Annotated in this window: 15 protein-coding genes; 3 read left to right on the plus strand and 12 right to left on the minus strand. The window is 32.1% G+C overall.

Annotated elements, in window-relative coordinates:
- Window positions 1-4: 4 nt before the first annotated feature.
- The 8 genes from MFS40622_RS03675 to ilvC all read right to left on the minus strand — a co-directional run bounded on the left by MFS40622_RS03675 (window position 5) and on the right by ilvC (window position 5,642).
- Complete coding sequence (locus MFS40622_RS03675) at window positions 5-481, minus strand: winged helix-turn-helix domain-containing protein (RefSeq protein WP_012980331.1); 477 nt, start codon at window positions 479-481, stop codon at window positions 5-7.
- Window positions 482-510: 29 nt separating this feature from the next.
- Window positions 511-906 carry a Zn-ribbon domain-containing OB-fold protein gene (locus MFS40622_RS03680; protein ID WP_012980332.1) on the minus strand — a complete coding sequence of 132 codons (396 nt, stop codon included), beginning with the start codon at window positions 904-906 and terminating at the stop codon, window positions 511-513.
- A gap of 77 nt (window positions 907-983) precedes the next feature.
- Window positions 984-1,157, minus strand: a complete 174-nt coding sequence (locus tag MFS40622_RS03685) for a CooT family nickel-binding protein (RefSeq protein WP_083771422.1) — start codon at window positions 1,155-1,157, stop codon at window positions 984-986.
- 5 nt (window positions 1,158-1,162) lie between these two features.
- Window positions 1,163-1,348, minus strand: coding sequence for a hypothetical protein (locus MFS40622_RS03690; protein ID WP_012980334.1), 186 nt, complete (start codon window positions 1,346-1,348; stop codon window positions 1,163-1,165).
- 239 nt (window positions 1,349-1,587) lie between these two features.
- Complete coding sequence (locus tag MFS40622_RS03695; protein WP_012980336.1) at window positions 1,588-2,766, minus strand: thiolase domain-containing protein; 1,179 nt, start codon at window positions 2,764-2,766, stop codon at window positions 1,588-1,590.
- Between the two features lie 23 nt (window positions 2,767-2,789).
- Entirely contained in the window at window positions 2,790-3,827 is a 1,038-nt protein-coding gene (locus tag MFS40622_RS03700; RefSeq protein ID WP_012980337.1) for a hydroxymethylglutaryl-CoA synthase, read from the minus strand.
- Between the two features lie 9 nt (window positions 3,828-3,836).
- Window positions 3,837-4,535, minus strand: a complete 699-nt coding sequence (locus MFS40622_RS03705; protein ID WP_012980338.1) for a helix-turn-helix domain-containing protein — start codon at window positions 4,533-4,535, stop codon at window positions 3,837-3,839.
- A gap of 114 nt (window positions 4,536-4,649) precedes the next feature.
- On the minus strand, window positions 4,650-5,642 hold the full coding sequence (gene ilvC / locus MFS40622_RS03710) for a ketol-acid reductoisomerase (RefSeq protein WP_048197450.1): 993 nt from the start codon (window positions 5,640-5,642) through the stop codon (window positions 4,650-4,652).
- A 235-nt stretch (window positions 5,643-5,877) separates the two neighbouring features.
- Between ilvC and MFS40622_RS03715 the strand changes: the two genes are divergently transcribed.
- Entirely contained in the window at window positions 5,878-8,289 is a 2,412-nt protein-coding gene (locus MFS40622_RS03715; RefSeq protein ID WP_012980340.1) for an AAA family ATPase, read from the plus strand.
- Between the two features lie 13 nt (window positions 8,290-8,302).
- Window positions 8,303-9,565, plus strand: a complete 1,263-nt coding sequence (gene dadD / locus MFS40622_RS03720) for a multifunctional 5'-deoxyadenosine/S-adenosyl-L-homocysteine/5'-methylthioadenosine deaminase (RefSeq protein WP_012980341.1) — start codon at window positions 8,303-8,305, stop codon at window positions 9,563-9,565.
- Here dadD and MFS40622_RS03725 read toward each other — a convergent pair.
- The 3 genes from MFS40622_RS03725 to pstK form a co-directional block, all read right to left on the minus strand.
- Complete coding sequence (locus MFS40622_RS03725; protein WP_012980342.1) at window positions 9,562-9,972, minus strand: hypothetical protein; 411 nt, start codon at window positions 9,970-9,972, stop codon at window positions 9,562-9,564. The genes dadD and MFS40622_RS03725 overlap by 4 nt on opposite strands.
- Before the next feature lie 10 nt (window positions 9,973-9,982).
- Window positions 9,983-10,300, minus strand: coding sequence for a hypothetical protein (locus MFS40622_RS03730; RefSeq protein WP_012980343.1), 318 nt, complete (start codon window positions 10,298-10,300; stop codon window positions 9,983-9,985).
- A 304-nt stretch (window positions 10,301-10,604) separates the two neighbouring features.
- The gene (gene pstK, locus MFS40622_RS03735) at window positions 10,605-11,351 is read right to left on the minus strand and encodes an L-seryl-tRNA(Sec) kinase (protein ID WP_012980344.1); all 747 of its coding nucleotides are present in this window, start codon (window positions 11,349-11,351) and stop codon (window positions 10,605-10,607) included.
- Between the two features lie 100 nt (window positions 11,352-11,451).
- Here pstK and trxR point away from each other — a divergent pair, with 100 nt between their 5' ends.
- Window positions 11,452-12,357 carry a F420-dependent thioredoxin reductase gene (trxR, locus tag MFS40622_RS03740; protein ID WP_012980345.1) on the plus strand — a complete coding sequence of 302 codons (906 nt, stop codon included), beginning with the start codon at window positions 11,452-11,454 and terminating at the stop codon, window positions 12,355-12,357.
- 46 nt (window positions 12,358-12,403) lie between these two features.
- Here the strand turns inward: trxR and MFS40622_RS03745 are convergent, their stop codons facing one another.
- Complete coding sequence (locus MFS40622_RS03745; RefSeq protein WP_012980346.1) at window positions 12,404-13,297, minus strand: hypothetical protein; 894 nt, start codon at window positions 13,295-13,297, stop codon at window positions 12,404-12,406.
- Between the last annotated feature and the right edge of the window lie 51 nt (window positions 13,298-13,348).

Consider the following 13,348-nt stretch of genomic DNA (forward strand, 5'->3'; position numbering starts at 1 on the left):
TCGGTTATCTCCGAATGATTTTATAAGCTAAATAAATTATAAAAATCAATAAAAAAGCAGATATGATTAAAAAAATTAAAAATAATGGCTCTTGATGGGGAGTTGTTGATACCTTAGATACAGTATAAACCCTCTCCTCAACAGTTGTTTTTGATACAACATATATTTCTCTTGCTTGCAATTTTATTTGCTTAAATGCATAATAAACCCACATTCCAATTAGAGCAAAGATACTGCCAACTATTAAAATCAACGCCTCTAAGTTCTCTAAAACCTTTTTACCTTTGTTAGTTATCTTGTAATAAACCCATTTGCTGTGACTCTCCTTATCAACCAATCCCATTTTATATAAAGCATTTAAATGCTCACTTATTGTTGATTTTGACTTACCTAAAATCTTTGATAGTTCAGAGACCGTGTAATTCCTCTCATTTAGCTTTTTTAAAATTTCAATCTTTGTTTTTGAAAATAGCAGTTTCATATTCCCACAAAAATAAAAATAAAGTTAAATTAGCTCTCAACTGGTCTAAACTTATATCCATAGGTTATAACTCCATCATCACCATCCTCTTTTATCTTCCTAAATACTGCCTCAACCGGCATGCCTATATAAACATCTTCTGGCTTGCAATCTACTATCTGCCCAGTTATTCTTGCACCCTCCTCCAACTCAATGATTGCTATTACATAGGGAGCTTGCTTCTCAAAGTCCTTTGGTGGGACATGAACTACTGAATATGTATAAATCTTCCCTTTACCACTCAACTTTATCTCTTCAAACTCTGTCTTTCTTCTACACTTTGGACATATCTCCCTTGAAGGGAAATAAACTGTCCCGCAGTTTTTACATCTAACTCCAATTAGGTTGTATCTCTCTTTTATGTGTCTCCAACTTCTTACAACCATATTTATCCCTCAATAAGATTTTATCCCATGAAACTTTTAGTAAAAGTTAATAAAAACTCTCTCATCCAGTAATTAGCTTATCCCTCAATGAATATCTTATTCTCATTCAAATCAATCTTTTTAATCTCTCCTACAAACTCTTTCCTCTCTCCAAATAAATCAACTGCTATAACTTTATCTCCCTTTTTTTCAACAACCATAACATCTTCCATAACCAACTCTCCATTAAAGTAAAGGTTGCAACTACACATAATCATCAACTCGCATCCTCTTCTTCTTCAACATCAACCTCTAATGCTCCATCCTCATAGCCATAGAGTTCATAGATTTTTGATGATATGTAGAGGTCAATGAGCATAATTAACCTGCACTCTCCTCCAACCCACATTACACATCGGTCTTTTTTGCAGATGTCTTTTATAAATGGGCAGAACTTATCCATTTAGCTCATCCTTCTTATTTTTATTAAATGGCAGATAAGGGATATTTAACTTGGTCTTATCGTATATTATAAACCCTATTGCAAACAGACATGCAAATATTATTGTTGAAACTCATAAGAATATTGTCAGCCCATCAAATAGATAGTACCAAATAATAAAGTCCAATATTACGAATAAAATACTTCCAACTATCAAAGTAAGTGCTTCTTTTTTAAAATTTTCCATAATCTCATCCTAATTATTTTTTATCAGATAATATATGAACACAGACAGTTCCTCCAGTTCCTCCAACGTTTACCGTTATCCCATATCCGTTTTTAATCTCTACCTGCCTATCTTTAACTTCTTTATCTTGCTTTAACTGCCAATAGATTTCTCCAACCTGTCTAATTCCAGTTGCCCCCAACGCATGTCCTGCAGCTTTCAACCCCCCACTTGGATTTATAGCTGGGAAGCCATCATAGTCAATAGCTATTTTTTTATCATAAACTACCTTCCCAGCCTCTCCTTTTTTGCAGAAGCCGAGTTCTTCCATTAATATTAAGCCGTTTATAGCAAAGCAGTCATGGACTTCAGCAACATCTATATCCTTAGGTTCTATATTTGCCATTTTATAAGCTTTTTCACTTGCCACTCTTGCAGCTTTTAAGCTTGTTATACTCTCTCTGCTGTGCAATGCAATGGTATCGGATGCCTGAACACTTGCTTTAATATAGATGATGTCATCTTTGCTAACAAACTCTTTAGCTTTCTCTGCTTTACATACAATAAGGGCTGCAGCACCATCTGAAACTGGTGAGCAATGTAACAATCTTAAAGGCTCTGCAACTGGTGAGGAGTTGAGAACTTGCTCCAATGTAACTTTAAATGGGAATTGTGCATATCTGTTTTTTGAGGCATTTTCATGCATAATAACGCTCCACATTGATAGTTCTTCCAAAGTTAAGCCATATTCATACATATATCTTTGAGCCATCATCGCATATAATGATGGGAAAGTAGCTCCAAACAAAGCCTCCCATTCTTGGTCTGAGGCTGATGAGATAGCAGAGGTTGCATCAACGACATCTGTCATCTTTTCTACTCCTCCAACTAAGACAACATCACTTGCCCCACTTGCTACGTTTAACACTGCCTGCCTCAAAGCTAAACTACCAGATGCACATGCCGCCTCTACTCTTGTTGAAGGTATTGGGTTTAGACCTGCATGCTCAGCTATTAGAGAGGCTATATGCTCCTGCCCAACGAACAAACCAGCACTCATGTTTCCAACATACATCTCATCTATGTCCTTCCCATCTATACCTGCTGACTCAACTGCTTTAACTCCTGCTTCAACAATTAAGCTTCTAAAACTTCTTTCCCATAACTCACCAAACTTTGTTTGTCCATAACCAATAATTGCAACATCCCTCATTCTTCCACCTAAAATAAGTGTTTTTACATCTTAATTTTCTTTCTGAATTTGGCATATATTGCATAGTCAATGTATTCTTTTCTTTCTAAGTAATAAGCTGTTTTTGGGGCTTTGTCTTTAACTTTATTTATTTTTGAGGTTACTGTTATATCAAAGGCATCGCTTCCAGCTCCACTTCCATAAGAGACGGCTAAAATTCTTTCCCCTCCCTCACAGTTATCTAAAATATTTGACAATCCCAAAGGAACAGCTCCTGAGTAAGTATTGCCAATATAAGGAGTTAATAATCCTATTTTATACTGATCCTCTTTAAATCCTAAAATCTTAGCAACTCTGATGTAGAATTTTCCATTTGGTTGGTGGAATACGCAGTAATCATAATCCTCCGGCTTCGTTCCCATCTTCTCCATTAATCCCTTAGCTGCGTTGATTACATGCCTAAAGTAAGCTGGTTCTCCTGTAAATCTTCCTCCATGTCTTGGATATGGCTTTCCTTCTCTTCTCCAAAAGTCGGGGGTGTCTGTTGTGTAGGAGTAAGTGCCGTTGAATTCAGCAACAACATCTGATTTTCCTATTATATACGCTGCTCCCCCAGCTGCTGCCGTATATTCTAACGCATCTCCTGGAGCTCCTTGGGCTGTATCTGCCCCAATAGCTAAGCCGTATTTGATTAAGCCGCTCTCAACCAATCCCATGCACATCTGGATTCCTGCTGTCCCTGCTTTACATGCAAACTCTAAATCTGCTGCGGTTAGCTCTGGAGTAGCATCAATTGCCTCAGCAACTATTGTAGCTGTTGGTTTTACAGCATAAGGATGGCTCTCACTTCCAACATAAACAGCTCCAATGTCTTTTGGGTCTATATTTGCTCTTTTTAAAGCATTTCTTGCTGCTTCAACTGCTATTGTGGCAGTGTCTTCATCTAAGCTTGCAACTGCCTTTTCATAAACTAATAATCCATTTTTTATTGCATTTGGGTCTTTATTCCAAACTCTTGCTATTTCCTCAACTTTTATTCTATACTTTGGAATGTATGCTCCATAACCAACAATACCAACCATACTTTCCCCCTATTTTATTTCGTTTAGCCTCTTTATGAGTTCTTTTGTATCTAAGTGGGTTGTTATTAATGGGATGTTATCAATCTCAGCCAATTTTAAAGCTAAGTTATCTATTTTATTTTTATTTATCCCTTGCAGAACAACAACTCTTGGCTTCATTACGCTAACTCTAACGGCAACCATTGGGCTTCTTCCAGTTGAGACATTTGTAAATATTAAAGCTCTTTCAGTAGTCCATCCATACAAATGGTAGAAATCGTCTCCATTCATCTCTAATATTGCCTTTATGCTATCAACGACTGTATGCCCATATATTGGAGTGTCTAAGTTTTCCCCAATGGCAATTTCTCCATCAATGATGTTTATGAACTCTTTGAGAGTTATTGGATTTTCATATTCTTTTATTGACAATATTGCCTTCATTGAAGGGCTTTTATCTAAAATTCTCTTTAATGCCTTTATTGTCTGCCCTCCTTTGTCTTTATCTATTTCTATTAGAGCCAATACATACTTTTTTATGATATTTACTCCCGGGTTTTTTCTTCTGCCAACTTCATAATCACTTATAACAGAGGGAGATACATTTAGATATTTAGCCAATTCAATCTGTTGGATGTTAAAGAGGTTTCTCCATTTTTTTAAAGCCTTTCCAGTATTTTCAGCTAAAACAATATCCCCTATTATATACATTGCCACTTTCTCCTCCATATCAATCACAATAATAAAAGTAGAGGCAAAATTATATAAAGTTTTTGATTTTGTTGAAATATATTATGTCTATTGTCGAATGATGAATTTAAAAAAAATAAAAATATTAAAAGCTTACTCCTTCTCCAATCCACACATCTTTCTCAACTCTTTTCCAACCTTCTCAATTAAATGCTCTTTTTCTAATCTTCTTAAAGCATTTAACTCTGGGAAGCCAGCTTCTCTTTCTAAGCTCCATTCTTTTGCAAATTTACCTTCTTGAATCTCTTTCAATATCTCTTTCATTGCCTTTCTTGACTCTTCATTTATAACTCTTGCTCTTCTTGTTAAACCTCCGTATTCAGCAGTATTTGAAACGTTCTCCCACATGCCTTGTAATCCTTTCTGGTAGATTAAATCAACAATCAGCTTTAACTCATGGCATGTTTCAAAGTATGCCATCTCTGGAGCATAGCCAGCCTCAACCAATGTTTCAAACGCTGCCTTAATTAACTCAGTAACTCCCCCACATAAAACAACCTGCTCTCCAAATAAATCTGTCTCTGTCTCTTCTCTAAATGTTGTTTGTATTACACCAACTCTTGTTAATCCGATTCCCTTAGCCATTCCTAAAGCTATCTGCAAAGCATCTCCTGTATAATCCCTCTCAACAGCAACTAATCCTGGAACTCCAAATCCTTCCTCATAAGTCTTTCTAACCATAGCTCCTGGTGATTTTGGAGCTACCATTGTTATATTAACGTTCTCTGGAGGTCTTATAAATCCAAAGTGTATGTTGTAGCCATGGGAGAAGCTTATTGTCTTTCCTTCTGTTAAGTAAGGCTCAATCTGCTTTTTATAAACCATTGGCTGGACTTCATCTGGTATCAATATATGGATGATATCTGCCTTCTCTGCTGCCTCTTCGATAGTCATAACTGTATGCCCATCCTTGATTGCCTTATTCCATGATGCCCCATTAGGTCTTAAACCAACTATAACGTTTAAACCACTATCCTTCATGTTTAAAGCTTGAGCCCTTCCTTGGCTTCCATAACCAATAACTGCTATTGTTTTGTCTTTAACCGCATCAAAGGTTACATCCTTATCATAGAATATTTTAACCATTTTTATCACCATATTGCCTTTTTATTAAATACTCGCTACATCTATTAGCCATAATACTATTTTAAGGTTTTCGGTTAATTTGATATCAGAAATTGACACCAGAAATACCGGACTGTAATAATAGGATTTAAATAGTATATATAATAGATGTAAATTATATGTAAAATAAACTCTCTCCAGTTATTTTACAGATTAATCCTTAATCCTTTTAAAATTAGATGACATGGTGAAATTTATGAAAATAAAGTCAATAACTGCTAAGAATTTATTATCATTTGATAACTTTAAAATAACATTTGAGGATGGAGATGTTGTCACAATCTTCGGCCCCAACAATGTAGGAAAGACAAACTTATTTAGAGTTTTAAAACTACTAAAAAACATTATAAATGAAAAAATATCAGCAGTAGATTTGGAAACATATTTACACAATAAGACTTTAAAAGCGGCAAAGATAGAAATAGATGTGGTATTTGATAAGAGTGATAAAGAGATTATTGCTAAATTTCTTAAAATTTTCTTCAAAATAAACGCCCCAGATTTGATGAAATTATGCAACAACTTGAAGTTAAACATTGTAGATAGTATTATCGATTACTTTTCAGCAGGGTCGTATATTTGGGAGTGTTCTGAATTAAGATGTTATAGGCCGTATTTTATGCTTAGATTGAGAAGTTTGGAAGAAAATATTAAAAAAATAAGAACATATTTGAAAGAACGTGAATTATCAGAGGTTACACCAGATTTAATTGACCATAGTAAGATAATACGTGAATTAGACCGAAACGTTGAGGTTATAGAAGTTATAAACGATTTAAAAAATATTATAACCTCATCTATGAATGCATTAATTACAATCTATGGAAAAAATGAAAAGTTATTCTTTAGCACATTGATTAACGGTGAAGAGGGAATCACAACAAGAATTGGTGATGGAGATATAGAAAATACCATTGAAATTCCAATAGATAAGTTTATAGGCGATATTGAGAAATATGAAGATTGTTTCAAAAGATTAACAATGGATGAAAATATATTAAGAGCGTTTATTGTTTTATTGGCTTTGCATGAACTTTTAGCTAATAAGATGTCAATATATGTTAAGAAGGTTTTAGAATATTCGAAAGAAAATCCATGGGACAAGGAAATTATTGAAGATTTAAAATATATCGCAAGATTCTGTGGATTGAATTATGAAAACATACATGAAATTAGTGATATCTCATTAAATGATGTTTTATTGAAGATATATGAGAATGATTTGATATTCTATGAAGACTATTCATCAAATGAAGGTAAGGTAATGATTCCAGATTATATGATAATTGAATTACTCGCTGGATTAAAAAACAACAATTCGGAAAAGAAAGTAAAATCTGAAATATTAAGATTATTTAAGACATCTACAATAAAAGATGATTTATATTTGGGCATTTTGAGCATACCTTCTGAAAACTGGATACCCAGTTATTTGTTCTACTTGAAGAATAATGCAAACTTAAAATTAAGAAAAAGATATATTAAAATTAAAGAGATGTTTGAATACATATTTAATAGTGAAAATCTCAGCTTTGATGTGATTTTAACTAATAATAGGCCAGATATTGTAGTATATTCAGAGGATATTGAGATACCTCTAAACATGGTGGGGCTTGGAATAAAGAAGATTTTAGAAATTCTAACTTTAATATTTGGACATGAGGCAAAGGTTATTTTACTTGATACTCCATTTAATCAACTTCATCCAAAGTATCAAAAGAGACTTTCAAAGATTCTTGAAAATGCTAAGGATATCAACTCACAGATATTCATAATTCTACATTCTCCATACTTTATAAATAATAAATTTATATTTAACACATTCAGATTTTACAAACCTGGGAAATCCACCAAGTACATATGTATTAGAAGTGTAATTAAAGAATTGGAAAAAATGTTTGGAAAGATAATTTTAGAGAGAACCACCAGAAAGATACTACTATCTGATGCAGTAATTCTTTTAAGCTCTGCTTTGAGAGATATTCCTTTATTCGACTTAGCTGAATATGTGGATATACCGATAGATGAACATAATATTGAAGTTATCCGCCCACAAAATGACCTAAGTTTTGGAAAATATTATGCTTTACTCGAATGTTCTTCCATTCCGTATGCTCTTATACTTAGAAGTTGGACACTATACAACCTCTATGAAGAAGTAAGAGAAGGAACAAAAGTTAGATACAGATTATTAGAAAAAGGAAGATATGATAAAAAAGTAGAAGAACGTCTTAAGTTCTTTAAAAATAGGCATCCATTTTGGATGTCTGAAGAAGAGTTCAATAAGGTTATGAATATTTACATTAGAACTCTGGAAGCACATAGAGAAAAACTTATTGAGTTAGGATACACATATTTGTCTTCTAAAGAAGAAGTGATTAAATACTGTATAGAACCATTAAGGAATGAGTTAGAGGACATTCTAAGAAAGAAGTTATTTATATTTACCGTCCCTATGGATTTCATAATCGAAACAGAAGACTTGAAAAATATTCAAATTGATAAAGATAAATATATCGTCCATAACTATGTTGGCTACAAAAGAGATGTATTAAAGGAATTCAAAGAATTCTTTGAGTACTTCGTTAAGTTCCACAATTTACAATAAAAAAGGTGAAACAGTGATACTAATAAAGGATGTATTTGTGAATGGGAAGAGACAAGATATACTAATTGAAGGAAACAAAATAAAAAAGATTGGAGAAGTTAAAAAAGAAGAACTTGAAGATGCTGAAATCATTGATGGAAAGAATAAGATTGCAATTCCAGGTTTGATAAATACCCACACTCATATACCAATGACTCTATTTAGAGGAGTTGCGGATGACTTGCCATTAATGGAGTGGTTAAATAATTATATTTGGCCTATGGAGGCAAAGCTAAATGAGGAGATTGTCTATTGGGGAACTTTATTGGGATGTATAGAGATGATTAGAAGTGGAACAACAACATTTAATGATATGTATTTCTTCTTGGAGGGGATTGCTAAGGCAGTAGATGAGAGTGGAATGAGGGCAGTCTTAGCTTACGGAATGATTGATTTATTTGATGAGGAAAAGAGAGAAAGAGAGCTTAAAAATGCTGAGAAGTATATAAACTATATAAACAGCTTAAATAACAGCAGAATTATGCCAGCTCTTGGCCCTCATGCTCCATATACTTGCTCTAAAGAACTTTTAGTGGAAGTTAATAACTTAGCTAAGAAATATGGTGTCCCTATTCATATACATCTAAATGAAACATTAGATGAGATTAAAATGGTTAAAGAAAAAACAGGAATGGAGCCATTTGTCTATCTAAACTCATTTGGCTTCTTTGATGGTGTTAGGGTTATAGCTGCTCATTGCGTTCATTTAACAGATGAAGAAATTAAGATAATGAAAGAGAAAAACATAAATGTTTCCCACAACCCAATTAGCAACCTAAAATTAGCATCTGGAATTGCCCCAATTCCAAAACTCTTGGCTGAGGGCATAAATATAACCTTAGGAACTGATGGCTGTGGAAGTAACAACAACCTAAACCTATTTGAGGAGATAAAGGTCTCTGCAATTTTACATAAAGGATATAACTTAAATCCAACTGTTGTTAAGGCAGAGGAGGCATTTAACTTTGCTACAAAGAATGGAGCTAAGGCATTGAATATAAAAGCTGGAGAGATAAAAGAAGGATATTTAGCAGATATTGTTTTAATAAACTTAGATAAACCCTACTTATACCCAAAAGAAAATATTTTATCCCATTTAGTTTATGCATTCAACGGTTTTGTGGATGATGTTATCATAGATGGGAAGATAGTGATGAGCAATGGCAAAATCTTAACTGTTGATGAGGAAAAAGTCTATGAAAAGGCTGAAGAGATGTATGAGATTTTGAGGAGTTAATTTTTAAACTCATTCAGCATCTTTATTAAAAGCAGTTTATTAGCAATTTTTATATTTTTTAGGAATAGCCCTCCTTTTGCATCATACCCAGCAATTAAAACATCCTCTCCTTTATATTTCAAAATAAATGTCTTTCTTTCCTTAACCAGTATATTAGCTATTTTTGAAATTTGATTTAAAAGAGATGTTAAATCCTCAATTTTATCAAAAAAGCTTTTTGGCTCTTTATCATCAGATTTAAAAGAGACAGCATCAATAATCTTTTTTATTAACTTTATATTCTCAACATTTATTACAACATAATCCCTATTAACCTCTAAAGAAAAAATATTGGTTAATGCTATCTTTAAACTGCCTTCTTTTATCAATCTCCAAAATAAAAATAGGTAGTTAAGTTTATCGAGCAAAATCTCACATTTAATCTTTTTTCTCTTTTTTTAATGGTACAATTTTTAAACCTACTTCTCCGTCAATAGTTAATTTATTAAATACAATTTTAACCTCACTTCCAGTGCCTTCTAAGATTTTAGCCAATTTTTCAACATCTACATTTACTTTAGGTAATTTATCCTTAACTTCATCGATAAGTTTTAACATCTCTTCAATTTTTTCTTTAGAAACTGCTTCTTTCTTTTCTTTTAAACTATTTAAAAATTGAGTTATTTTTTCAATCTTTTCAGCAATTTCTTTAGGAACTTCAATCTTTATTTCTTTAACTTCTTTTTCTTCTGACATACTAATCCCCACAGATTTTAATTAATGCCACAATATATCTATTATAAAAACTTTTATTTAAAGATATCTATAGTGTTTTTCAAAAGTTGTTAAAATTAAAAAGGAATATTTGAACGCCTTCTTAAAAGAAGGCGTTCATCAGTGTCTTAGTTATTCTAGAAGCCATAGGGGCTACGCCCCTATTGGCATACCTCCAATTTGCTAATTTACACCTCCGAGCGTAAGCGAGGAGGTGTTAGGTTTTGGTTAAGCTTTTACTAAAAGGTTATTCTTATTCTAAAGTATTTTGAAAAACACTATTTGTTCAACAACCATCGAGTAGATTTTTAAATTCTTTTAAGGTAGAATTAACATCAATATTCTCCATTCTTTTTATTTTCTTTAAAAACTCTTTCCTTAATTCTATAACCTCTCTAATTTTTTCTTTACCAATTTTTCCAGATTTTATGTACTCATTTACTATCTTTCTCGTTTCTTTATCTATTTTATCAAATACATTGTTAGTTCTGTTTTTATTCTCTTCTAAAGTATAAAATTTTGGAGTTTCTTTACTCTTTTCAATTAATTTTTTAGCTATATCATTAAAATCAATATCCCTTGTTGTATCTATTACTAAGAACGGCTTGTCCCATTTGTATTTTCTCCCCGGCTCATCAAATTTCTCATACATCTTCTTAATCACGTCATTTGGTATTTTTTCTCCTCTCTCAATATTTCTTTTAATTAAAACCTCTAAAGGAGCTTTTAAATATATTATAGCATAATTTTTATTATATTTTTTTGCTATATTTATCAAATCTCTCCTCATTGAGTTGTAATAGTTTGTATCATCCACAATAACCCAGTAGTGTTTTAAAGCAGAGTCTATTAAGCCATAACTTGCCTTTCTAATGAATTCCTCATAAGTTTCCTTCCAAATTGGAAAGCTCTCCCTAATCAAATCACTTCCTAAAACTATGATGTCAATATTGTATCTGCTTAAAATTTTCGCCAAATTCTTTGAAAATGTTGATTTTCCAACTCCTGGCAGTCCTGTTAAAATGATTAGCATGATATCACTCAAAAGGATTTTAAGACAAAAATATATAAGACATTCTGTAAATATTTAAATAATGGTGCATAACTGTGACACAAATTTTTGTGGTGGAAAAATGATTTATGACACAATAATTATTGGTGCTGGCCCTGCTGGCTTAACTGCTGGAATTTATGCTATGAGAGGAAAGCTAAAAGCTCTATGTATAGAGAAGGAAAATGCTGGAGGGAGGATTGCTGAAGCAGGGATTGTTGAAAACTATCCTGGATTTGAAGAGATTAGAGGTTATGAGTTAGCTGAAAAATTTAAAAATCATGCTGAAAAATTTAAACTGCCAATAATATATGATGAAGTTATTAAGATAGATACTAAAGAGAGACCTTTTAAGATTATAACAAAAACTACTGAGTATTTAACCAAAACTATTGTTATAGCAACTGGAACTAAGCCTAAAAAGCTTGGCTTAAATGAGGATAAATTTATTGGTAGGGGAGTTAGCTATTGCACAATGTGTGATGCCTTCTTCTATTTAAATAAGGAAGTTATAGTTATTGGAAGGGACACTCCAGCAATTATGAGTGCTATAAATTTAAAGGACATTGCTAAAAAGGTTGTTGTAATAACTGACAAATCAGAGTTGAAAGCTGCTGAGCCTATAATGTTAGATAGGCTTAAAGAAGCTAATAACGTTGAAATAATTTATAATGCAAAACCATTAGAAATTATTGGAAATGAAAAAGCTGAAGGTGTAAAGATATTGGTTGATGGAAAGGAAGAGATAATAAAAGCTGATGGCATATTTATAAGCTTAGGACATGTCCCAAACACTGAATTTTTAAAAGATAGTGGAATAGAGTTAGACAAAAGAGGGTTTATAAAGACTGATGAAAACTGCAAAACAAATATAGATGGAATTTATGCAGTAGGAGACGTTAGGGGAGGGGTTATGCAAGTGGCAAAAGCTGTAGGGGATGGATGTGTAGCTATGGCAAATATTATTAAATACCTGCAAAAATTGTAAGAAATTATATTTTAATATTTTTATTATAAACTTTATTATAAATTGACTATTTATTTTGTGTTAAAGGAATATCATAAACAATATCTCCTATTTTGAAGTCCAATCTTAAACCTTCTATGTTATCTGGTTTTCTAAATACCCAATAACCATTAATTTCTTGATTAATTCCAATTTCTACTTCATCAAGTCCTCCAATCTTCCAATATTTTTCATCTCCAGAAATTAAGCATACTTCTTTAGGAGAGAACAAATAAGAATCAGAGTTTAAGTTTTTGGCTGTAAAATCAACCCTAAATGCATCTTCAATTTTATCAGTTTGGTTGTTATAGAATTTGTAGTATCCAAACTCTTTTACAGTGAATTTTATTCCTACTTCATCTCTAAACTCCTCTATATTAGTCTTCACTGAATTTTCATGATATTCTTTCTCAAAGATTTCCTTCATCTCCTCTGGTGAGTATCTTTCAATTGTTCCATAGTTTGTTTTTGATAATGTCATGTTATTATACTCATAAGTCAATACAAATTTCGCATTGCTATAAAAGCCCTTAATTTTTGGTAGTTCAATTTCATAGTAATAATTTGCTTTTATAGGAAGATTGTTAACGTCATAAGTTTTTTTAAACAACAAACCGCTATCGTCAAATATTTCTAATATAACTTTTCCACTATTAACTTTTGCTAAACTTCCATTTTCATAGGCAAATGCAAATTGAATTTTTGTTTTATTGCCTTCTTTTACGATATACATGTATTTTATTTCTTTTATTTCATTCAATTGCTCCTTTTCAGTTTTTTGAATTGGAGTCTCATTTTCTAAGTTTTCGTTTGTTTCAATATTATTTGAACTGTTTATTTCATTATTTACATTTGTTGTTTTATTTGTAGTGCATCCACATAGCAAAACAGCAATTATAAAAATAAAAAATAGCTTTTTCATAACTTTCACCTCATAAAAATAAATAAAAAAGAAAAATTTAGAGAGTGATTT

Source organism: Methanocaldococcus sp. FS406-22 (assembly GCF_000025525.1).
Classification (GTDB): Archaea; AGJL01; Methanococci; order Methanococcales; family Methanocaldococcaceae; genus Methanocaldococcus.

Excerpts from the sequence above, each read along its gene's own strand:
- MFS40622_RS03685 (WP_083771422.1), bottom strand. The coding sequence starts at position 1,157 with ATGTGTAGTTGCAACCTTTACTTTAATGGAGAGTTGGTTATGGAAGAT.
- MFS40622_RS03700 (WP_012980337.1), bottom strand. The coding sequence starts at position 3,827 with ATGGTTGGTATTGTTGGTTATGGAGCATACATTCCAAAGTATAGAATA.
- MFS40622_RS03690 (WP_012980334.1), bottom strand. The coding sequence starts at position 1,348 with ATGGATAAGTTCTGCCCATTTATAAAAGACATCTGCAAAAAAGACCGA.
- MFS40622_RS03705 (WP_012980338.1), bottom strand. The coding sequence starts at position 4,535 with ATGGAGGAGAAAGTGGCAATGTATATAATAGGGGATATTGTTTTAGCT.
- MFS40622_RS03730 (WP_012980343.1), bottom strand. The coding sequence starts at position 10,300 with ATGTCAGAAGAAAAAGAAGTTAAAGAAATAAAGATTGAAGTTCCTAAA.
- MFS40622_RS03680 (WP_012980332.1), bottom strand. The coding sequence starts at position 906 with ATGGTTGTAAGAAGTTGGAGACACATAAAAGAGAGATACAACCTAATT.
- MFS40622_RS03715 (WP_012980340.1), top strand. The coding sequence starts at position 5,878 with ATGAAAATAAAGTCAATAACTGCTAAGAATTTATTATCATTTGATAAC.
- MFS40622_RS03695 (WP_012980336.1), bottom strand. The coding sequence starts at position 2,766 with ATGAGGGATGTTGCAATTATTGGTTATGGACAAACAAAGTTTGGTGAG.
- ilvC (WP_048197450.1), bottom strand. The coding sequence starts at position 5,642 with ATGGTTAAAATATTCTATGATAAGGATGTAACCTTTGATGCGGTTAAA.
- trxR (WP_012980345.1), top strand. The coding sequence starts at position 11,452 with ATGATTTATGACACAATAATTATTGGTGCTGGCCCTGCTGGCTTAACT.
- MFS40622_RS03675 (WP_012980331.1), bottom strand. The coding sequence starts at position 481 with ATGAAACTGCTATTTTCAAAAACAAAGATTGAAATTTTAAAAAAGCTA.
- pstK (WP_012980344.1), bottom strand. The coding sequence starts at position 11,351 with ATGCTAATCATTTTAACAGGACTGCCAGGAGTTGGAAAATCAACATTT.
- MFS40622_RS03745 (WP_012980346.1), bottom strand. The coding sequence starts at position 13,297 with ATGAAAAAGCTATTTTTTATTTTTATAATTGCTGTTTTGCTATGTGGA.